Genomic DNA, 22,527 nt, shown 5'->3' with positions numbered 1-22,527 from the left:
CTTACTATTCGATAATATATATATTTTGTCATTTTATCAATACTTTAGTTTATTTGAGCAATAAAGTGATGAAAAAGCTAAAAACATTTTTTACAAAAAGAACTATACTAATAGAAAAATTTTTTTTATTAAAAATACACAATTATCATAAATTTCTCTGTTATCTCTAGATAAATTATTGTTAATTTAGCATTATATATTATTAAAATCTCAAGCAAAATAACCATTTCCAGCAAGCAAAACCAAGAAACGTGAGAACTGTTTTTCTTGGGATGCGTTGGTCTTCCATGTGATACGTTCGAACTCTTATTTATAGTAATTTTACTATACCATAAAATCATCTATATTAGACTACTTTTGTCACATTTACATATGAACTAATTTTCCTAACCTTGTTGCAAAAATTTCACACCTTTGTTTTCACAACCTTATTTTACAAGGCGCGTTCTCACAAACATACGTACTATCTTCGTGTTTTTTAAAAAAGTAAACATTCAAGATTTTTATAACACTAATTTTTAGTTAGTATGTCTCTGAAGCTACTTGACTTCCCTATTAAAGGATGTAACAGTCCAGTTGAACAACTGCACTAAGTGAAGATGGAGGATACTTGGTAATTTCAGAACATAAACAATGGGGAGAGGTGCTAGCAGCAGTAAACCTAACCAAGGGTGATGTGTTTAAACAAATAAAAGGAATTTTAAAAGAAAAATTTCGAGAGACATACAAAAAGTGGGAACAAAAATCCTTTGATTTAGAACACCTGTTTGATGTATCATCAAACAATAAAGAAGTTAATATCAAATTTGCATTGTTGCATCTGTCCGCTTTGCATGGCTATAAAGATATAGTAACAACTCTATTAGACAGAGGAGCTAATGTTGATGAGAAAAACAATGATGGATGTACTCCTCTACATATAGCTGCTGAATTTGGTCATACAGAGGTAGTAATAGCTCTATTAGACAGAGGAGCTAATGTTAATGAGAAAAACAATTATGAATGGACTCCTCTACATATAGCTGCTAGAAACAGCCATACAGAGGTAGTAACAGTTCTATTAGACAAAGGAGCTAATCCCTTAGTAAAAAAATAGATACGGTGAAACTCCAATAGACCCAACTTTGGTAGTATTTTGGCGGTATAGCTGCATTAGCGGTAGGTGTTGGATGCGGTATGGCTTTGTTGCATAGCACTGATAGGCATGTAAATCACAGTGAATTTACGCAGCTAATTTAAATTTAGCCATACCTATATCAGTAAATTTGTGGGAACGTTCAAAGAAGTGTGTCAAACCGAAAAAAAGTAATAAATTGATATAAAAAATGGAGGTTTGATATGAGTCAAGCAAATAGTGCTACAAGTTTGGTAGATTATAAAGAATTAGAAAAAAATATTCTATCGTCTATACGAGAAGGTAGACCATTGACAGGAAGAGATGGAGCATTAACACCGTTTATAAAAAGGCTGCTAGAGGCAAGTCTGGAAGGTGGAATAGAAAGCCACATGTCAGCTAAAAGTGAAGAAAATAACCGAAGAAATGGGAGGAATGGAAAGACTTTACGTACAAGTGCAGGTTCATTTGAGCTGTTAACGCCAAGAGATAGAGAAGGAAGTTTTGAGCCGCAAATAGTCAAAAAAAAGGCAAACAAGCTTACATCCAGAGCTTGAAACGAAGATTTTGAGCACATTTGCCAGTGGTATGAGCTATAGAGATATAGCGTCACACGTTGAGGAAATTTATGATCACAAAATATCGGCAGCAGAGATATCAAGTATTACCGACAAATTACTGCCTATAATCAATGAATGGCGTAGTCGTCCACTGCAATCAGTATACCCGATAGTATTTATGGATGGGATGTTCTTTAAGGTCAAAGAGGATGGACATTGCGTAAGTAAATGTATGTACAATATATTAGGCATTGACCAAAATGGCAGAAAAGAAGTCCTGGGCTTTTATTTGGCTGAAAGTGAAGGAGCTAACTTTTGGTTGGGAGTGCTAAATAACCTCAAAGAAAGAGGAGTAGAAGATATTCTGATTGCATGTGTAGATGGGCTAAAAAGCTTTCCTGCAGCCATCAACAGTGTATTTCCCAGTGCAGAAGTGCAGCTATGTATAGTACACCAAATAAGAAATTCTCTGAAATATGTATCCAGTAAAGATGTGAAAGTTTTCATGAATGATTTGAAGAAAATATATCGTGCTTCAAGTAAAGAAATCGCTGAGAATTATTTGCTTGAGCTGGGAGAAAAATGGGGTGAGAAATATCCTTTAGTTATAAAATCGTGGCAGAACAATTGGGAAAATTTATCTGGTTATTTTAAGTATTCTAGCCCAGTTAGGGGGCTAATTTACACTACAAATCCAATTGAGGGGCTGCACAGACAGATCAGAAAATTCACTAAAACCAAGGGCTCATTTACTAGCACAAATGCCTTGTATAAACAGGTATATTGTGCTATAAAGAAGGTAGAGCAAAAATGAACTATGGCTCTGCCTAATCGGGCTTTAACTATGTCTCAACTTGATATTTTCTTTCCAGATAGATTGAAAATTGAGTTGAACTAGAAATTCGCTTTGACATACTTCTTTGAACGTTCCCGCTAATTTAAATTTAGCCATACCTATATCAGTAAATTTGTTCAATAAGTAGCACTTAATTAACAGCTCTTTTTCACGATTTACCTCTGATTTATTTTTCAAGCCAAACCCAAATATTTGCTTCAACCTATAGAAAAAGACTTCAATATAAGACCGTGCTCCATACTTAACTTTTTTCTTCCATTCATTAATACCATCTTCATAATTCTCATATGACCTAATTCTACTAATATACTTATTTCTTTCTGATAAGTAGTCAGCTAAACAAATTTTAGTATCCTTCCTAGGGCAAATAATAGGCACAATATTGTATTTTCTGCATTCTTTATACACACTTTTTATATCATAAGCCGCATCTGCTCGAATAGAACAAATGTTATATTTATCACTGACTTCTTCTAACATATCGCAGACCGGCAAATAGTCTACAGCAACACCACTAGTGTAGTTCATGCTTATTGCTTTCTTATCATTTATGTTTAAAACAACATGTAATTTTCTTACTTGACCATAACCACTGTATTTTCTTTTTCGAATATTAAGCTTACTATGCCCACCGTTATTATTGTAGATACTAACTCTAGTGCTATCTACGGCAATTTCAACATTTTCCAGATCATCTTTATTGCTTCTATGGTCATCAATCTTCAAATTAAGCTTTTTAAATCTTCTGGAAGCTTGTGTATAGCTGATAATCTTAAGTTTTTTGCCTATTTGTACCATATAACCTTTTACAAAACCTACAGCTTGTCTCAAGCCAATTCTAAAAAGATGAACTATTATGTGTATTAAAATTACAACTTTATCACTATAAGTGTTATTGCCACCTGCAACTTTTGGACTATTTTCATACCAATTTTCTATGGCTTGATTAACAAAATGAAAACATTTCCTCTTTTTTTGAGAAACTCGTTATATTCTCTTCGGTTACTTACTCTCATTTTTTGTGGCATAAGTTGTACTTGTTTGAAAAATGCCTATTTTACAACAAAATGCGTTAGTAGCCATATATTAAAAAGCTTTTCTTCTTACAATAACCTCAACCAACACTAGCTATGCAACAAAGCCACACCGATTTTGGAACCTGGACAAACTGTTATTCTTGATAATGCTACTTTTCATAAGTCTAATAAGATTACTGAACTTGCTAAAGGAGTTGGTGCAGAAATTTTATATCTACCGCCTTATTCTCCCGACTTTAACAAAATTGAGCATCACTGGTTTGCTATAAAAAACAGAGCTAGGAAAAACATTCCTCTATTTACATCTTTTCGTCATGCTGTTGATTCTGCTTTTCTATAGGATTTTGGACTATTGTGAAAAGAGCTATAAGATGTATGGTCCCAGAGAGTGATGGTATACTATCATCATCATTTAAGGAGTCATTATGGGACAGATATTACATGGGTGCGCCAAAACAACACAGACGATTCGTAGAGCAATACAAAATAGAAAAGAGAGCATAGCAAAACTCTCCAAGCATTATAACCTTAATCCAAAAACTATTATTAAGTGGAGAAAACGTTCATTTACGAAAGATGCTGATATGGGTCGAAAGCATCCAAGATCAACTGTTTTAACGCTAGAAGAGGAAGCTATAATAGTTACATTTCGCAAGTATACACTACTGCCACTAGATGATTGCCTTTACGCTCTGCAGTCTACAATTCCGCATTTGACTCGCTCTAGCTTGCATCGTTGTTTACAAAGACACAACATTAGCAGATTACCAACTGTTGATGGAGAAGTTAAGTCAAAAAAGAAATTCAAACAATATCCTATCGGTTACTTTCATATTGATATTGCTGAAGTTAGAACTGAGGAGGGCAAATTACATTTGTTTGTTGCTATTGATAGGACATCCAAATTTACCTATGTTGAGTTGTGTAACAGTGCTACAAAACCCATAGCTGCTGAGTTCTTACGTAATTTGATTAGAATTTTACCGTATAAAATCCATACTATTTTGACAGATAACGGTATACAATTTACAAACCAGAAGCGTCATAAGTATGCTTTCCAACATATATTTGATAGAGTTTGCGAAGAGAATGTTATTGAACATCGTTTGACAAAAGTTAGCCATCCTTGGACGAATGGGCAAGTCGAGCGTATGAATAAAACTTTAAAGGATGCTACAGTTAAGAAGTATTACTATCAATCGCACCAGCAACTTAAAGAACACCTTTATAACTTTGTTATGGCTTATAATTATGCAAAGAGACTCAAAACTCTTAAGGGTCTTACTCCTTATGAATTTATATGTTATCAGTGGACACAGTCTCCAGAATTATTTATACTAAATCCACACCATCACACTCTGGGACCATACATCTAATGGCTCTATTTTCTTCACTAACCTACATAGATTTGCGTTGTGCACATTAAACAGGCAGCCAAAACCTATGGTGTTATGCAAGCGTGATAGTACAAAATTACGTGAAATAACTCATCTTCTAGAGTTGGTGGCGCCTGAACGGTTATGGTTAAAAACACTACTAGCTTCAGGAACTTCCAAGGCAGAACGCGGGTTACCAAAATTACTAGAACCACTAACATTAAGCAAAATAGGTGCTTCTTGTCCTGAAGCAGGAATACGCTCTACACGAGATATAGTAACTTCTTCTCCTTCTTCTCCAAAAAGTTCAGGATCGCACACCCTAAAGCATTCTACCATACATGTAGACAATTCTGCCCTTCTCGCACTCTTGTGTTTTAAAGATTTGATGAGTAAGTTATAAATCTGTTCTCGACTTTGATCAGGTATCTCGATTTGAATAGGTAGATATACTGAATTATTTTCTCTCTCTAATTCCAGCGAGATACTTTCCCTCTTAATTTTCTTATCCATATGAGACCTTAAACAACCATTTACATTTCTATTTTCTAGCAAAGCTGTATTAATAGCTTGAGCATTTTCTAATGCCCAGATGGCACTATCATAATAGTCTCCTTCCTGCACAGTGGAAACATCTTCGATTCTAACATTTTCTCCTAAGACATCCTCAACTGAACGACTTACACCGGCTTCAACGCCCATGTTATAGCAGTCAGCATAGTACGCAAAGTAATTCTCACTTCGGTAAATAATCACTAATGTAACCCAATGATTATTACCTAGATTAACAATTAAAGTTACCTGACGACTTGTATCTGATGTTACATTTTGCTTAAATTCAGTTAACACATTGTTCACACACTTGTAACCTGTTCTATCTCCTTCATGGATTACCTCCATGGAGGTTACTGCAAAACTTTGATTGCTACAATTATGAAGACCATATTGCTTTGCAGCGAGGAGTATGTCCCGATATTGAAGGCAGTAATCATAACACTCATTTAATGTTGCAAATTCTAGTGTAAGGAGATCATCCACATCTCGTATTTGGTTGCCATATCCAAGAATATTGTTTATGTTCTGTAATATGCGCTGCAATGCCTTATCTTGAATTTCAATAGAGCTTACAAAATATCTACTTTCTAAAAAAGGGAACGATGTAGTTAGAAATTTTGCTATTTCAAATCTATTATTTTCATAGGCAAAGCTTAATAGAAATGCTAAAAGCTCTTTATCTACATTATGGTGTATTCTAAATATAGATTCTAATGATTCCAATCGACACAACATGATAGCCCAAGAAAACAAATCCCTATTCTGATGACTGTCAATAATAAGCGTGGGGTCCTTTCTGCTAAGAAAGCTTACCATTTTTAGATCGTTATTGAAGATAGCGAATTTGATAGGAATAAGACCAAGTTTATTAGGGAATCTGATCAAACCAGGTTGAATGTTTAATAGAAATTCTACTACTTCTAGCCTGGAAAATGAAATAGAATAATGAATTAGAGCCATTCCATACATATCATGTGCCCTTAATAAATCAGGGCGCTTTTTAAGCAAAAGTTTTATAAGATTAAGCTCACTACAAACACCAACTAGATCCAAAAAAGTTCTACCTTGTTCACAACACAAAGTTGGCAAGTGAGGGTAATGCTGCGCTAGAAACTCAAGACATTCATACCCAGAATGTAGGGTACTTAGAAACGCTACAATCCTCGTCTTATTAAGAAAAGCAGCAAAATCAATAGGGAAAATGCCATCTCTATCGGGTGATGTAGCTAAATGCGGATCCTGTCTGGCTAGAAATTTTACTAACTCTAATCTGCCAAGCAAGATAGCATAGTAGATAGGTGTGACCCCTTCACTACCAGGCATACTAATTAGATTAGTATCTTGCTTAACCAGAAATTCTATTAATTTTAATTCACCAGATGAAAGGATAGCCATAATAAGAAAAGTCACGCCATCTTTATTAACCCTCTTCATGTGCTGAAGAGAGCTTTTCAAGAGAATTTCTGCTAGCGCAAAATGACCATGCTGAACAATAACACCCAAGGTATTTATACTTAATAGACCATCTCTACTAGAGTGAACTAGCTGCTTAAAAAGAAATTCTCCTATAGATTGCATATCCATTAACATACTATAGCCAAAGGGACTAATACCGTACCTGTCAGTTACATCAATCAACTCAGGATAGTTTTCTGCTAAAAAACTTACTATATCTGATTTACCACTTAAAACGGCATGATGAAGAACATTCGCTCCACCAGAATCATTTGCACTTATATCAGCTCCCTCCTTGATCAGAAATTTTAATACCTCCAATTGACCATGTAGAACAGCAAAAATAGTGGGACTTACACAAGTATCGTCTTTTTTATCCAACAAACTACGATCTTTTTTGATCAGGAAATCTACTACTTCCCTTTTACCACTTGCAATGGCAAAATGAATCAGATTATTATCATGAGAAGTTTCCTTCATACAACGACTAAATTTTTCAAAGAGGAATTCCAGAGTTTTTACTTGACCACCGAGGGCAGCAAGATGAAGAGGAGGAACTTTATATCCCAAATTAAAACCATAACCTTGTGCGAATAGAAACTTCACTATTTCGAGCCGACCATTGAAGGCAGAATAGCAGAGGGCATCATTACCCAAATTATCAGTCAAATTTGGATTAGCTTGACATTTGTGCAGAAGCTCTACCATTTGTAAATTGCCTACTGTACAGGCATAATGAAAAGGGGTTGTACCATCACGATCGGCTAAATTTATCATAGTATTATCCCGTATATGCAGTGATGATACCTTCAAATAACTAAAATTGCAGACAGCTTCATGAACAAAAGTCTGGCCCAAATAACTGTTTACGTAAATCAAATCAAGATTTTTACCGTATACACGTTGTGTATTAGTACTACTCAATCTATGCACGACTTTGACTGAAGACTTTACTTTATCTAGCTTGCCATCATCGACAAAATGCTGAGATTTTTTTTCCTCTCCTTCAATACATCTTTTCTTTTTATTAGCCTCTGTAGGCAAATCACTTCTTCGCTTTCTACTTAAGGAATGTCTAGACACTTTATTATCAGATGAACTCAAGGAGATGTCCATATCTTCTGATATATCAACAACAACATCACCGTAACCTCCAGATCCACCACCGTAACCTCCAGATCCACCACCGTAACCTCCAGATCCACCACCGTAACCTCCAGATCCACCACCGTAACCTCCAGATCCACCACCGTAACCTCCAGATCCACCACCGTAACCTCCAGATCCACCACCGTAACCTCCAGATCCACCACCGTAACCTCCAGATCCACCACCGTGACCTCCAGATCCTCCTCTACCATCATCAGGACCTTGCGATTGGCCAATCCCTCTCCTTTGCTTGAACTCAGCTAGTAATTCTGTGAATAAGACTTTAATCTCATTAGTATCATACTTTGTTGCTAATTTCATCCCCGAGATGCTTTCCTTTATTAATTCAACTTCACGTTCAAAATCGATCTGCTGCGAAGCACAGGGATGTAGACTTTGTGATGGAAAGATATCTATCTTTTTAACATAATAGCTTACACCTTGAGGAAATCCTTCAAAAGCATCTTTTTCAAAGACTAAGGGGCTTCTTAAGCCGTATTCAGGAATACAAGATTGAGAATATGAGAACACTAACGAAGAAGAAACTAAGACGGCTGTTTTTTCGTAAACTTGATTAGCACATATGGTTTGTGAACTGTGTGTAAAAGCTAACGAATGAGAATAGCGCATATCATTAAGTTTACCTAAAAGAACAGCTTTTATCATTTCATCACATGAAAGCTCTGACGGGCCAGTCCTAATAAGGTATTCCTTTGCCCTCCAAGCTCCAGCACACGATAATTTTCCCAGAACTGACTCATTTATCTCATTACCAGTGAATTGAAGAATTTGAAATTGAAAAGCTTGGAAAAGCTCGATTCCACACCGAATTACAAGATCCTCTAATACATCATTATTAACCTTATCAACTAAGTTAACAAATTTAATATTTTTAAGCTTGTCATCACAAATGAAACTTGCAACTAGAGAAGAAATGTACCTAGCAATAGACGCTGATGAAGGTACAGCACCCATAACAGAAGCAGAAGCCCCAAGACCAAAAGCACAAGAGGCAACCCCTACACCTACACCAGCTCCGGATATGAACGACAATACTTCACTCACTAAGGCTTTGGAATCTTTAGATTCAGCTCTTATGGACGTTCGAGAACCTTCTATCGAAGAAAAAAACTCTCGGAAGAAACCTGCAACAAACAAATATCTTTTTCTTTCTAACACTCATCAACCCAACTACATTAAGCTCTAATGATAGCAGAAAAATTTAGAGAGTCAAACAATTTACCCATTTTATTAGGGTGATTCTCAATATAACTTTTTATCATTTTGTCTGTTGCATTTCCACTAGTCCTGACAAAGTAGCCTGCTGCCAATAATCCAGTATCTTTTTCTTAACTCTGGAAAGCTTTGGTGGATTTTTCTGGAACTTTTTTCTCTTATTAACTGCACTAACTTGCTAATACTTAACTCTTCCGCAACTTCTTTAGTTTTCTGCCCTATATCTACAACCAATACTGGATATCAATATTTTGTTATCCACACTATGTGATATGTACATTCATATGCAGAGTGACTGCTTTTTCTATAATATTCCACATTCTTGCAAATTTTTCATCTTAAAATTATATTCTTGAAAGGATGGACTTCAACTCCAGGGTTTTCCTCCCACATTTGGGACAGTAAACTTGCTATTTAATTGTAAACGGCCTTGACTTTTTCCTACATCCTTAAGTAAGCTTATACTAAAATGTTAAAAGAACAAATATCCTAACTATGCCGAGCAACAAATGTTAGCTTTTATGAGAAGAGTTTGTTTTGGACTGTGTTGGACTACCATGTGTACCATACGAACTTTTTTATATGGTAATTTCACTGTAAGCTAAAACCAGCTATATTGGATCACTTTCGCTAAATCTACGTACGAACTGGTTTGCCTAATTTTGTTGTAACAATTTCAAGCTTTTATTTTTACAACCCTATTTTTACGCAACGCGTTCTCGTAAATATACGTACTATTTTTGTGTTTTTGGGGAAAGTAAATAATTAAATCCTTTACGACGCTAATTCGCAGTATGTTTCTAATGCTATTTTCACTGCTTCAAATATAATTGACATTATATTTAAAACATATTAGACTTAGTTATATAATAATAGAATTTATATATATGATATCTGTAGAAATTAATAATTTAAATCAAGGATGGCGTTGGCGTAAATAATTTTACATCAATTTTAGGCTTTGTTTGAATTGTAGTTTTTATAGGGTATCACGATGTTGTTTTCCGTCATTTTTAAAGCTTTCTATTATAAGAAGTATCTTTTAGCGTTTCTATCTGTCCTGTTTTTTACTGTTGCAGTTTATGCTAATCATAAAAATATTGGTATTATTGTACCTCTTGAACATGAAGCAATGACTCAGATTGTTAATGGAATTAAAGAATCGTTGCAAGACCAGAGTGTTAAAATTACAGTTAAAAATGCTCATGGGGATCCTAATGCTTTACTCACAATAATTAAGCAAATGCAGCATCAAGACATACTCATGCCTATTGGTTCTTCTACCTCTCTAATGACTATTTCTGTATGGTCCCAGAGTGTGATGGTGTGGATTTAGTATAAATAATTCTGGAGACTGTGTCCACTGATAACATATAAATTCATAAGGAGTAAGACCCTTAAGAGTTTTGAGTCTCTTTGCATAATTATAAGCCATAACAAAGTTATAAAGGTGTTCTTTAAGTTGCTGGTGCGATTGATAGTAATACTTCTTAACTGTAGCATCCTTTAAAGTTTTATTCATACGCTCGACTTGCCCATTCGTCCAAGGATGGCTAACTTTTGTCAAACGATGTTCAATAACATTCTCTTCGCAAACTCTATCAAATATATGTTGGAAAGCATACTTATGACGCTTCTGGTTTGTAAATTGTATACCGTTATCTGTCAAAATAGTATGGATTTTATACGGTAAAATTCTAATCAAATTACGTAAGAACTCAGCAGCTATGGGTTTTGTAGCACTGTTACACAACTCAACATAGGTAAATTTGGATGTCCTATCAATAGCAACAAACAAATGTAATTTGCCCTCCTCAGTTCTAACTTCAGCAATATCAATATGAAAGTAACCGATAGGATATTGTTTGAATTTCTTTTTTGACTTAACTTCTCCATCAACAGTTGGTAATCTGCTAATGTTGTGTCTTTGTAAACAACGATGCAAGCTAGAGCGAGTCAAATGCGGAATTGTAGACTGCAGAGCGTAAAGGCAATCATCTAGTGGCAGTAGTGTATACTTGCGAAATGTAACTATTATAGCTTCCTCTTCTAGCGTTAAAACAGTTGATCTTGGATGCTTTCGACCCATATCAGCATCTTTCGTAAATGAACGTTTTCTCCACTTAATAATAGTTTTTGGATTAAGGTTATAATGCTTGGAGAGTTTTGCTATGCTCTCTTTTCTATTTTGTATTGCTCTACGAATCGTCTGTGTTGTTTTGGCGCACCCATGTAATATCTGTCCCATAATGACTCCTTAAATGATGATGATAGTATACCATCACTCTCTGGGACCATACATCAACTTCCCTTTTGGTCATATCGAACCAAATTTCTTTTTCACACCACCTTTTAAGCCACTTTCGTTAGTTTTTGTCATAATGCGATCAAACACTCCCAATAACCTCTTTAATAGGTTTGGAGTTAGCGAAGAGATAAGATCAACAGATACGTTATTGTTTTTGTCATCACCACTTGCTTTATAGTCTATTGAAACGATTCCCCTACTTTTCCCACCAGTAAGAAGTTTTCCAATTATAGGAATTTTTAACAAAGATTTATTAATTGAATATGCTGGTATTACTTGTCCTGCAACCTGGAATTTATAATTTCTAATATCGAGCTTACCACCAGTGCTAATACCTAACTCCGCCCCTTCAAGCCAAGATTCTTCAATTTCAATAGTGCCATCTTTGTATGAAAAAGGTGCATTACATTTGTAAAAGTATACACCTTCATTTTTTATGGCATTTACAATGCCAGGCAATGAAGACATCGACAATAAAGTAGTAAGTAGTGGAGCATCTTTGATGTAGAAATTGCTAATGGATAACGTACCATAATGTTCTCCACTTTCTCTCTGAGGAGAGAGATAAAAAGACAATTTGCCGTTTTTAATTGATTTACTAATGCCTAAGGAACGCAAAAGCATACCTGAATTATCCGCATATATTTCGAGCCCTATTCCACTGTATTCTGCTAGTATGTTGCTGCTATCTTCCAGAAACTGCCCTGTAAATTGACTTCCATTGCAATTACCTTTAGTACAGGTTACATTCAGCTTAGCATTTTTGATAACGATGCCTTCTTTCATAATTACATTGTCAACATTCATACTAATCTCTATATCTTTATTTAATCCATTACTGTTTTTGCCAAGCAAGCCTAAAATATCACTTAAGTTAATTTCCTCACCATAAATAGTTATGGCATTTTTCTCCTTACCTGATTCAATTTCTATACTAAAATCATTATCAGGCAATTTAAAGCTACTAGAATTTAAATATAAATTTCCATTTTCTACTCTTCCGCTGAATTTTATATCTAGGTCATTTCCTACAATGTCTAATTTATCTACTAACAATTCACCTGCTCCTTTTAACCTTGTAGAAAACAAAATTTTATTGTGATCTTCAAAGCGATTTTTCCACCCTAAGTAGCTTGAATGTGATTCAAATTCTGATAAATCTATATCACCATTAACATACCCCGTCTTATCTTGATTTATCACTGACTCTAAATTTGCACTGACATAGCCACTATCAAAATTAAATATTTGAGCGGGTAAATCTCCGGTCAAATTCCAGGCGAAACTTTCATTCCTATTGCTACTTTTCAGGTCAAATAATAGCTGTGTGTTATTCACCATACCACTACCATTTAAATCTATAAAGTCACTGCCAAAACTAAGCTTAATATCATATTTACCAAGACTTGCATTATAGACGGCCAAATTGTCAATTTCAGAATGAAAATTTGCTGAGAAGTCTACTTTTTTGTCATCAGCATTTAGATTAAAAATGCGAAAATTAAATACGGATTTTGCCATTCCACTTACTTTATCCCTTTCAACCTTCACCACATCATCCAGCTTAAATCTTATAGGCTCATATAAACCATACACATCACTTACAGCTTTGCCATTAATGGTTAGAACTGAATCTTCCTTATTTAGAGATTTCATTTCAATATCACCACCATTAACAGTGAAATTCTGAAACTTAGCGCTATTTACAGTAATTTCAAGATCGTTATTCTTGATGATCAAATCACCCTTTAATTCCTTTACTTGCTCAAAATCTTCATCAAATTTTACGCTACCGTTTTCTATATCAGCAACAATTACAATGTCTGACAGATCGTCATCAACCAAATTGTTAATTTTGCCATTGAAACTTACAATGGTATTTAAAACATCCCCATCAATATTATCACAATACCAGCTTTTAAATTTACTATTTACTACACTATCTGGTATATAAGTACATAAATCCTTTGCAGCAAACTTACTAATATTAATTCTAAGCAAAGCATGACTTGTACTAAAGTTCATTTTGCCTATCAAAGAGAGATACGTGTCATTTAACTTAAAATGGAAGTTTTTTACACTAATAATTCCATCACTATATGTTAAATTTATATTTACATTAGTTAAGGCCAAATTTTTGTTCAAATAATTTTCTGTATTCAATACGTATATATTTCCATCTACAATTTCATCCTTTTTATTAATTTTCACTGAGAAGCTTCCTTTGAATCCTATATTTTTGTCCAAATTGTAGCTTTTAACTAATGTAGAAAACTTGCTCAATAGTCCCAATTTTAGATCATAAAATGTCCCGTACACATTTAGCAAATTGTTGCGATTTTTTATCGTAATTGATAAATCATCCAAAAATCCCTTTCCATCTTTTGTATTCACATGAATATCTAAAACATTAAAATCTTCCCCCTTCCCTATATATAATTTATCAATAAAAAATTCATCTTCTGTGCTTTTATCAATAGCGATGTTAGTAAATTCAATTTTTGAATCCGCATTTAAGTCAAAAAAAAATTCCCTTATTGTTTTTAATAGATTTTTTGCACTACTTTCTGTCATCTTGAAATTCTTCCCTGTCATCCCAGTATCTTTTTTTCCTGTCATCCCAGCACTCGTCCTTGTCATCCAAGTAGCTTGACTACTTGTTTCTTTTTTTCTAGATTCCAGCGTCACGCGCTGGAATGACACCGAAGGAAGGCGGTTACTACTTAAATAATGATTATCCAAAAGGTCTAATGAGTTTTGCGGATTAACATTAGTTTCTTCTCTCTTGATACATACATGCACATTATCAGCTGAAACCTGAGAGAGATTTGTGCTAGCTTTAAATAAGGAACTTAACTTAAAATGTACAAAAAGCTCAGGAACTTTTATAGTAAAATTAGGGTTTGCTATTGCCAAATCCGTAATGACTAAATACGGATCTTTGCCATCTTTCTGCCAAACAACTGAGGTATTCTCCATATTAACGCTTGAGCCAACAAATATTTTTGATATTTTATGTTTAACATAAAAATCAATATAATTAATATTGATTTCTAAAGGCTTAAAAAAAATAAAGAAGCACAATATGAATAATAAAGCTACGGAAAATAATATAGTAATTTTTTTAAGCATCGATTATTGCTTTTCTTGCTAAACTATCAGCCTCCTCATTATACTTATCGCCACTGTGTGCTTTAACCCACTTCCAATCAATTTCGTGTTGTGAAGCAACGTTGTCTAGCTCTTTCCACAATTCCATATTTTTTACTGATTTTTTATTACTTGTTTTCCAGCCATTCATTTTCCACTTATTTATCCATTCTGTTATTCCATGCTTAACATAAAGACTATCCGTATATAAATTAATATTACAAGAAAATTTCAATACTTTCAGCCCATTGATCACCGCTGTTAACTCCATTTTATTGTTTGTGGTATTTTCTTCTCTACCATAAATGTCTTTTCTGTAATCTTGAAATAATATGATAGCTGCCCATCCTCCCGCTCCAGGATTACCAGAACACGCCCCATCCGTATATATTGTCACTTCTTTTTTACTCATCTTTGTTTATATCGGTTAACAAAGTATATAGTTGCTTTTATGAAAGCACAATTTCTAAAGGTAGTTTAAGCTGCACCTTTAAATTTTATTATAGAAACAAAAAAAAGTGTGACAACGAGCATTACCAAAAGGAAAAGTAAAAAATAGTTTTTATGCTTCTGCCGTTCTTTCATAACTAAAATAAATCAATAGAACAAAAAATAATACTGGCGAATAGGGAAAATAGATAAGAAATTGAATAAGAAAACATTTTTTTCTGTGAGCTGTGATTCTTGAACTTCACAACAGATACAGCGTACCAAATAAAAACGCAACCTTCAAAGGTTGCCATGCTTAGATAAAGTAAAGCCTTTTTCAAAAATAGAGCCGGAAGCAAGCTAGTTAGCACCAGCAAAACACTATAAATTAATATATATTTTCTTGTTTTTTCCGGACCATAAACAATATTGAACATTGGAATCGATGCCTTTGCATAGTCTTCAGACTTATTTAAAGATAGGGCCCAAAAGTGTGGTGGAGTCCACATAAAAATTACTAAAAATAAAATGAAACTTTCCCAACTGACAGAATTAGTCACAGCTGCCCAGCCAATCATTGGAGGGAAAGCACCTGCTGCACCACCGATAACGATATTCTGCGGAGTGCGTCTTTTGAGCCAGATCGTATATACAAAAACGTAAAACAATATGCTGATTGCAAGTAAAGCAGCAGAAATATAGTTTACTGCTATTGCCATGATAAATACTGACAATATTCCAAGAGTTATACCAAATTCAAGCGCGCTTTCTGCAGAAACTCTACCTGAAGGTATAGGGCGGTTTTTTGTCCTTTCCATGAGCAGATCTATGTCTTTGTCATACCACATATTTATAGCACCTGCAGATCCTGAGCCAAGAGCAACACATATAAGAGATATTAGTGCTAGAAAAGGGTGCATACTACCTGGTGCAGTAACCATACCAGCAACTGCAGTAAATACCACAAGATACATTATCCTTGGCTTCAGCAAACGCCAAAAATCCAGTATTGTTGATTCAACATTTAGCAAAACACTTGTGTACATTCTATTTTACCACTGGTGGCTTTTCGAAAGTATGAAAAGGCGGTGGTGAAGATACCGTCCATTCCAAGGTGTCACCTTCCCAAGGATTATCTCCAGCTTTCTTGCCCCATTTAAAGAGATGTATAACTATAAACACAAAAAACATAACTGAAACAAAGGACATATACGAACCAATTGAGGATATATAATTCCAAGGGATAAACGCATCAGGATAATCAGGTATACGCCTTGGCATACCAGCTAATCCTAAGAAATGTTGAGGTAAAAAAGTGATATTGGTGCTAATAAAAGTAAGCCAAAAGTGGATTTGACCTAAGCGCTCATTATATTGTTTACCCGACATTTTACCAATCCAATAATAAAAGCCAGCAAAAGCTCCAAATAATGCAGCAAGTGACATGACATAATGGAAGTGAGCAACAACATAATAGGTGTCGTGCAGGAGCTTATCTATTCCACCATGAGAAAGAATTATTCCCGTTATGCCACCGCCAACAAACATAAAAATAAAACCTAGTGCAAATAGCATAGGGGTCTTAAACTCAATTGCTCCACCCCACATAGTTGCAATCCAGCTAAAGACTTTTACACCAGTTATAACACCGATAAAAATTGTGGTAGTGCTAAAAAATGCAGCAGCGTCAGCACTAAGCCCAACAGTGAACATATGATGAGCCCAAACCATAAAGCCAAATACTGCTATACCTATCATTGCATAAACCATCCCTATGTAACCAAATACAGGTCTGTGAGAAAAAGTTGATACAACCTGACTTATGATGCCAAATGCAGGAAAAATAATTACGTAAACTTCTGGATGACCAAAAAACCAAAATAAATGTTGAAATAACACAGGGTCACCACCACCTGCAGGATCAAAAAAGGAAGTACCAACATTGCGATCAGTAAGAAGCATAGTTATAGCACCGGCAAGCACTGGTAAGGCAACAATCAACATAAATGCTGTTAGCAAGACAGACCAAACAAACAGTGGCATCTTAGTTAATGACATTCCTTTTGTGCGCATGTTAAATATAGTAACTATAAAGTTGATCGCCCCAACAATTGACGACATACCAGCAACATGAAGTGCAAGTATAGCAATGTCAACTCCTGCACTTGGATGGGACATTACCTGTGATAAAGGTGGATATAAAGTCCAACCTGTACCTGGACCTTCACCAATAAACACTGAGAGAATGAGCAAAATAAAAGATGACACTAATAACCAAAAACTTAAATTATTCATACGAGGAAATGCCATATCTGGTGCGCCAATCATGAGAGGTACAAACCAGTTACCAAACCCTCCCATGAGGGCTGGCATTATCATAAAAAACACCATTATCAACGCATGCCCTGTAACCATTACGTTATATAATTGATAGTTATTGTTAAGTATATTAATGTGCATTAGCTGAGTGCGAATAATCACCGATAATAATCCACCAATAATTCCAGCTAATATGGAAAAAATAATGTACAGTGTCCCTATGTCTTTATGGTTGGTGGAAAACAACCAACGCTTTATGCCCTTTGGTGCGTCACTCATATCTATACTCCAAATTTAACTCACTAATTTTCTATTTTCAATCCACTTATTAAAATCTTCTTTGCTTACTGCTTCAACAACAATTGGCATAAATCCATGGCCTTGACCACACAATTCGTAGCACTGCCCGTAATAAACACCAGGCTTTTTGATATTAAACCACGCCTCATTCAGCCTACCTGGTATCGCATCAATTTTTACACCGAAAGCCGGTACTCCCCAACTGTGTATCACATCTCCTGCTGTAACTTGTAAACGAACGTTAGTATTAACGGGTAAAATGATGTTGTTATCAACAGAGAATAGCTTTAAATCTCCTTCGATAAAGTCTTCTTTTCCCTTAATATAACTATCAAATGACACACCTTGATATTCTGGATATTGGTAACTCCAATACCATTGATGGCCAATAACTTTCAGTGTTATATCAGCTTTCGGTATTTCTTCCTGTAGCTTCAGTAATTTAGCGTTTTCAAAGGCTAATATTCCAACAATGATAGTTGGTATAACAAACCAAATAATTTCTAAAGGAACACTATGGGTAGTTTTACTTATGTTTGTTACTTTGCTTTTACGAAAGCGAAACGCTATATAAGCAAGCAGCGCCCACACAAAAAGCATTATTGTAACCATCACAAGCATCACAAACGAATGTGACCTAACTACAGCCTCCATTACTTCAGTTGCAGGAGCAGGAAATCCAAATTGCCAGGAAGTAGGAGCAGAGGCAACAGATATATTTGAGTAAAATATTATCAATAGTGCAAATAACTTCACCATATCTTTTGTTTGTTTGCTATAAAACTAAGTGATATACTGTATAATAGTATATATAAACTTACTATGCAAATAGAGATTAGTGATGGTTAATAATTTTTTAGCATTCAACAAGTATAATAGTACAATACTAATTGAGGAAAAAAGCATTTACATAAATCTATTGTAAGTAAAAATATTATAATATTTTAAATTAAGTATTTACTTTAAGTAAATTCTATAATAAGTTTAATAGTGTCTGTTACTGCTGATAACCCTCTAGCCTCACACCTAAAAGCAGTAACAGACACTATTAAACTTTATGACAAGTTTATAATCTGTAAGATCAAAGTCTTACAAGTTTCTTTATTTCATTATACATTGCAGTTTGTTAATTAACTTTTAATGCCTATGGTGGCATTTACAGCTTGGACCAAAGGTTTATGTATTATAGAAAATAATTATAAAAAAAACACACTATTTGTATACCATACAAACTTTTTTTATTCTGCATAGCTGAGTTATAGCTCTTTTTACAATAATCCGAACAGACCGTAATATGCTACTGGCCTGCTATAGCCATAAACACATATCTTATCGCATTCGGACTATTATAAGAAAGGCTATACTAGATTCTGTAAACGAAATCTTTAGAGAAGCCAAATGGGCAAAGTTTCATGAAGGTCTTTGGCATCTCTTAGCATAGATCCCTTACTTAACCATCATACCGCGATTCATTCGCAGTATCTCAAAGCATAGATCCCGCTAACACGTAGCGGGATGACGATTGTCGTTTAGCCATAAACATTAAGAAATTTACCAAATAAAAAAAAGGCAAAAGAAGCCCCGTGGTGGTTGGCTATTTACTATGTACTAAAATATCGGCGTTTTTTTTGACCTTACCCAGAAAAAGTGGAGAGAAAGTTTGGAATGTTTTTCACAAAGAGAATGATGAATCAAAATGCTCAGGAATGCAATAGTTATAGCCTTTCTTATAATAGTCCGAATGCGATAAGATATGTGTTTATGGCTATAGCAGGCCAGTAGCATATTACGGTCTGTTCGGATTATTGTAAAAAGAGCTATAATAGTGACGTTGTTTGTTATAAAAAATTTCTATGTATTCAAATATTGCAGTTCTAGTTTGTTGAGCAGAGTGTTGTGAAGTATCAATAAGTATTTCTCTTTTCAATGAGCTAAAGAAGCTTTCCACAACAGAATTGTCGTAACAACAACCTTTATGACTCATCTATGTTTTTTATGGATAAGAGATATTGATAACCTTGCAAAGTATATTGTGAACCTTGATCACTATGTAATAGTAGATTTTTGGCAGGTTTACGCTTGTTAACGGCCATTAATAAAGAGTCCATAACCAATTGTTTATTTATTGAACTGCTCATTGACCAGCCAACTACCATGCGTGAATATAGATCGATTATTGTTGCCAAATATAGCCATCAACTATGTTTTTTAAAATTTTTTGAATTTAGTCTCATTTGTTGATAATTTTGTATTTTTATTCAATTGAAAAATGTATTTTGGTAACAAAGATCCTAGTTTATACAGAAAGAAATTTATATCAAACAGCAACCACTGCTTAGATTTTATGGTTAACGAATATGTGCTTTAAATGTGTGTAGACGCACATATCCGTTAACCTATTTTCTATGCAGATTTTTTTTTATTTCATATTAATTGCTTCTTTAAGTCTTGCATTGGCAATTATAGCCTTTCTTATAATAGTCCGAATGCGATAAGATATGTGTTTATGGCTATAGCAGGCCAGTAGCATATTACGGTCTGTTCGGATTATTGTAAAAAGAGCTATACTATGATTTTTCGCATTAGAGCTGTTATAGCTACCATCTTCTTTTTACCTCTACCAATAAGATCAGAATAAAAAGCACCAAGTGCAGATTTAGATCTTGCAGCAGCCATAGCAGCTGTGAAAAGCTTTGCACGAACATTGCTTCTACCACCTGTTATCCTTCGGTAACCAATAGTTTTACCGCTTTCTTTTGGATGTGGAGCAACTCCAGCAAGACTTGCAACTTCTTTTTTGTTTAGGTGGCCAAGTTCTGGCATTAGACACACAAAAACTTGTGATAACTTGAGACCTATTCCTGGCACTGTTCTCAAGATTTTTTGACGCTTTTGTAACTCTGGATTTTTATCAATAATTCTTTGTATGGCATCGTTGAACTCATTTATCTGACTGGTAAAAAAGTCTATTGTTTTTTGGCAACTTTCCTTTATATAGTCGTTTTCAGGTGCTGCAAGCCTACATTTCTCTTGAGTTCTCATTTGCGTAATGTCATCACGACGTTGACAGAGTGCAACTAAGGCGGTTTGTTCTTTTGACATAGGCACAAATAGAGATAGAGCACTATAGCGTTCAAAACCATATTGAGCAAGGGCTCTTGCATCTGATTGATCTGTCTTTGCTAAAGTTCCATGTGATATGATAAAACTTTTTACTTTACGAGTATTAGCTCGATGTACAGCAACATTCTTATCAACAAGAAAATGTGCTAAGCCAAGCTCATATTTTCCAGTGTTTTCTAAAGTTACTAGAGAATTAGGTAGGATATCTGAAAATTTTTGAAACAACTGTTGCCAACCAGTAGCATCATTGTCAAACTTGATAGCGCTCCTTTGGTTATAAGCTGCAGCAACATTTTTAAATTTTCCGATATCAATGCCAATGAAATTTTGATAAGATGTAATCATAATAAATAACCTCGATAGTTTAATTAATTTAAGATTGTAAACGGGTGCATACATATGTCCCATGCAACTATTCAAACGTATCGAGAGATGGGGCTAGTTTACCTTGATGGCTACGGTTGTAATACCAACTTTCATTCGGTCGCACACGCCCGTGATAGCCCTATTCCTATAGTGAGTAGGGTTATCTTTCCCTCTTATCTCTTTTATATCACATTTTTAACTTACAATTTCTTGAGCAAGCATTCCGTAAGCAGCTCTCATGTCTTGCTTTCCACTTCTTTCAGAAAAGCTTCAGGTTGCATTTTTGCCCATAATAGACATAAACGTGAGGCAACGGTTATACTATCTACAAAGATGCATCGGTATTTAGAAAACTCAGAGGAAAACTCCTTATATTTACTAGATACATGCTCGTAGTGTTTTTGACTATATGCCTGATCAGACCTTAATGCAGGGTTTGGACCACCAATAAGACAAGCAATGTCTCTGGCTTCATTCCAAGTGCGAATCTCAGTTGAATCTCCTTTCCAATCCTGAACAGCTAGAAGTCCTGCTTCAAAATCAAGACAAAGTGTTGTTGATTCATCGAGAGTTTTGAGTAAGCTAGTCTTGCCAATTCCGTAAGGTCCGAAGATTACCATTTTCACACCTGTTACTATTTTTGCTCTTTCTTTGTTGTTTATTATTTTCATGTTTTTCCCCCTTATAGTTAGAAATCTCGTTTTAGGTATGTTTTTAGGTGGGAAAACTCTTTGCGTAGTTTGTTGATTGTGTCGTAGAGAGTTGATTTTGGTATACTAGTCCTTCTGGAAATTTCACAAATGCTGTGATCTTCTGCCAATAGTTTACATATTTTTCTTAACTCTCTAGGTAACTTTGCAATTGCTTCATTTACGTCAATGCGTACTGCGGAGCTATATTCAAGACTTTCATCGCTCTCTTCGTATAAAGCTTCATCAATAAAATTAATGGTACGTTTTTTACATAGTTCTTTCTCTTTTAAATTAAGAGCACGGCATTTAACGTACTGTTTTATAAAATGTCCTTCAAGTTCATTAAGGCCAGGCAAACAGTCAAGTAAAAGATCTTGCTCAACATCTTCAATGTCTTTATAAGCAAAAGCTTTTCCTCTCTTCAGAAGCTTAGCATAGTGTCGTATGTGTTTAACAACTTTTGGGTTAATACCAATATAGGAATTTTTAGAATGCATATTTT

Annotated in this window: 17 protein-coding genes and 4 pseudogenes; 6 read left to right on the top strand and 15 right to left on the bottom strand. The window is 34.7% G+C overall.

Going from position 1 to position 22,527, the window contains the following annotated elements; genetic code table 11:
• Nucleotides 1-643 precede the first annotated feature (643 nt).
• Together ABWU67_RS03895 and ABWU67_RS03890 are read left to right on the top strand one after the other, a co-directional pair.
• Nucleotides 644-1,096 (top strand): ankyrin repeat domain-containing protein, encoded by a 453-nt coding sequence (locus ABWU67_RS03895; protein ID WP_353281703.1) that lies wholly within the window; start codon nt 644-646, stop codon nt 1,094-1,096.
• A gap of 242 nt (nt 1,097-1,338) precedes the next feature.
• Nucleotides 1,339-2,572, top strand: a pseudogene (locus ABWU67_RS03890) (IS256 family transposase).
• On the opposite strand, the gene ABWU67_RS03885 reads toward ABWU67_RS03890, so the two are convergent.
• Complete coding sequence (locus ABWU67_RS03885) at nt 2,513-3,469, bottom strand: IS5 family transposase (protein WP_353282231.1); 957 nt, start codon at nt 3,467-3,469, stop codon at nt 2,513-2,515. The pseudogene ABWU67_RS03890 and the gene ABWU67_RS03885 sit on opposite strands and share 60 nt — an antisense overlap.
• A gap of 204 nt (nt 3,470-3,673) precedes the next feature.
• Here ABWU67_RS03885 and ABWU67_RS03880 point away from each other — a divergent pair.
• Both ABWU67_RS03880 and ABWU67_RS03875 read left to right on the top strand, forming a co-directional pair.
• Nucleotides 3,674-3,907: pseudogene (locus ABWU67_RS03880) on the top strand (transposase); the annotation flags it as partial.
• Nucleotides 3,908-3,992: 85 nt separating this feature from the next.
• On the top strand, nt 3,993-4,943 hold the full coding sequence (locus tag ABWU67_RS03875; protein ID WP_353281701.1) for an IS481 family transposase: 951 nt from the start codon (nt 3,993-3,995) through the stop codon (nt 4,941-4,943).
• Between the two features lie 111 nt (nt 4,944-5,054).
• Here the strand turns inward: ABWU67_RS03875 and ABWU67_RS03870 are convergent, their stop codons facing one another.
• Together ABWU67_RS03870 and ABWU67_RS03865 are read right to left on the bottom strand one after the other, a co-directional pair.
• On the bottom strand, nt 5,055-9,167 hold the full coding sequence (locus ABWU67_RS03870; protein WP_353281699.1) for an ankyrin repeat domain-containing protein: 4,113 nt from the start codon (nt 9,165-9,167) through the stop codon (nt 5,055-5,057).
• Between the two features lie 131 nt (nt 9,168-9,298).
• A pseudogene (locus tag ABWU67_RS03865) lies at nt 9,299-9,656 on the bottom strand (transposase).
• Nucleotides 9,657-10,332: 676 nt separating this feature from the next.
• Here ABWU67_RS03865 and ABWU67_RS03860 point away from each other — a divergent pair.
• A complete protein-coding gene (locus ABWU67_RS03860; protein WP_353281698.1) occupies nt 10,333-10,674 on the top strand; it encodes an ABC transporter substrate binding protein in 342 nt (113 codons plus the stop codon).
• Here ABWU67_RS03860 and ABWU67_RS03855 read toward each other — a convergent pair.
• From ABWU67_RS03855 to coxB, 6 genes are all read right to left on the bottom strand, one after another.
• Nucleotides 10,627-11,586, bottom strand: a complete 960-nt coding sequence (locus ABWU67_RS03855) for an IS481 family transposase (protein WP_353281696.1) — start codon at nt 11,584-11,586, stop codon at nt 10,627-10,629. The two genes, ABWU67_RS03860 and ABWU67_RS03855, sit on opposite strands and share 48 nt — an antisense overlap.
• A 69-nt stretch (nt 11,587-11,655) precedes the next feature.
• Complete coding sequence (locus tag ABWU67_RS03850) at nt 11,656-14,778, bottom strand: AsmA-like C-terminal domain-containing protein (RefSeq protein ID WP_353281694.1); 3,123 nt, start codon at nt 14,776-14,778, stop codon at nt 11,656-11,658.
• Nucleotides 14,771-15,208, bottom strand: coding sequence for a ribonuclease HI (gene rnhA, locus ABWU67_RS03845; protein ID WP_151807582.1), 438 nt, complete (start codon nt 15,206-15,208; stop codon nt 14,771-14,773). Before rnhA ends, ABWU67_RS03850 begins: the two co-directional genes overlap by 8 nt.
• 175 nt (nt 15,209-15,383) lie before the next feature.
• Nucleotides 15,384-16,271 (bottom strand): heme o synthase, encoded by an 888-nt coding sequence (locus tag ABWU67_RS03840; protein ID WP_353281692.1) that lies wholly within the window; start codon nt 16,269-16,271, stop codon nt 15,384-15,386.
• Between the two features lies 1 nt (nt 16,272).
• Nucleotides 16,273-17,823: a cytochrome c oxidase subunit I gene (gene ctaD / locus ABWU67_RS03835; RefSeq protein WP_264373931.1), complete on the bottom strand. Its 1,551-nt coding sequence runs from the start codon at nt 17,821-17,823 to the stop codon at nt 16,273-16,275.
• A gap of 15 nt (nt 17,824-17,838) precedes the next feature.
• Nucleotides 17,839-18,603, bottom strand: coding sequence for a cytochrome c oxidase subunit II (gene coxB / locus ABWU67_RS03830; protein WP_010962498.1), 765 nt, complete (start codon nt 18,601-18,603; stop codon nt 17,839-17,841).
• A 535-nt stretch (nt 18,604-19,138) separates the two neighbouring features.
• Here coxB and ABWU67_RS03825 point away from each other — a divergent pair.
• The gene (locus ABWU67_RS03825; RefSeq protein WP_341822155.1) at nt 19,139-19,285 is read left to right on the top strand and encodes a hypothetical protein; all 147 of its coding nucleotides are present in this window, start codon (nt 19,139-19,141) and stop codon (nt 19,283-19,285) included.
• A 167-nt stretch (nt 19,286-19,452) separates the two neighbouring features.
• Here ABWU67_RS03825 and ABWU67_RS03820 read toward each other — a convergent pair whose 3' ends face one another.
• The 6 genes and pseudogenes from ABWU67_RS03820 to ABWU67_RS03795 form a co-directional block, all read right to left on the bottom strand.
• Entirely contained in the window at nt 19,453-19,629 is a 177-nt protein-coding gene (locus ABWU67_RS03820) for a hypothetical protein (RefSeq protein ID WP_353281690.1), read from the bottom strand.
• Nucleotide 19,630: 1 nt separating this feature from the next.
• On the bottom strand, nt 19,631-19,828 hold the full coding sequence (locus tag ABWU67_RS03815) for an IS3 family transposase (RefSeq protein ID WP_353281689.1): 198 nt from the start codon (nt 19,826-19,828) through the stop codon (nt 19,631-19,633).
• The gene (locus ABWU67_RS03810; RefSeq protein WP_156768652.1) at nt 19,818-19,982 is read right to left on the bottom strand and encodes a hypothetical protein; all 165 of its coding nucleotides are present in this window, start codon (nt 19,980-19,982) and stop codon (nt 19,818-19,820) included. Before ABWU67_RS03810 ends, ABWU67_RS03815 begins: the two co-directional genes overlap by 11 nt.
• 424 nt (nt 19,983-20,406) lie before the next feature.
• Entirely contained in the window at nt 20,407-21,312 is a 906-nt protein-coding gene (locus ABWU67_RS03805) for an IS110 family transposase (protein WP_353281687.1), read from the bottom strand.
• A 219-nt stretch (nt 21,313-21,531) separates the two neighbouring features.
• Nucleotides 21,532-22,004 (bottom strand): annotated as a pseudogene (locus ABWU67_RS03800) (AAA family ATPase); the annotation flags it as partial.
• Between the two features lie 17 nt (nt 22,005-22,021).
• Nucleotides 22,022-22,522, bottom strand: coding sequence for a sigma-70 family RNA polymerase sigma factor (locus ABWU67_RS03795; protein ID WP_341822154.1), 501 nt, complete (start codon nt 22,520-22,522; stop codon nt 22,022-22,024).
• Between the last annotated feature and the right edge of the window lie 5 nt (nt 22,523-22,527).

Source organism: Wolbachia endosymbiont (group A) of Aleiodes leptofemur (genome assembly GCF_964028465.1).
GTDB classification, from domain to species: Bacteria; Pseudomonadota; Alphaproteobacteria; order Rickettsiales; family Anaplasmataceae; genus Wolbachia; species Wolbachia pipientis.
Note: the sequence above shows the minus strand (reverse complement) of the source record. Positions and strands in the feature narration are given on the sequence as shown.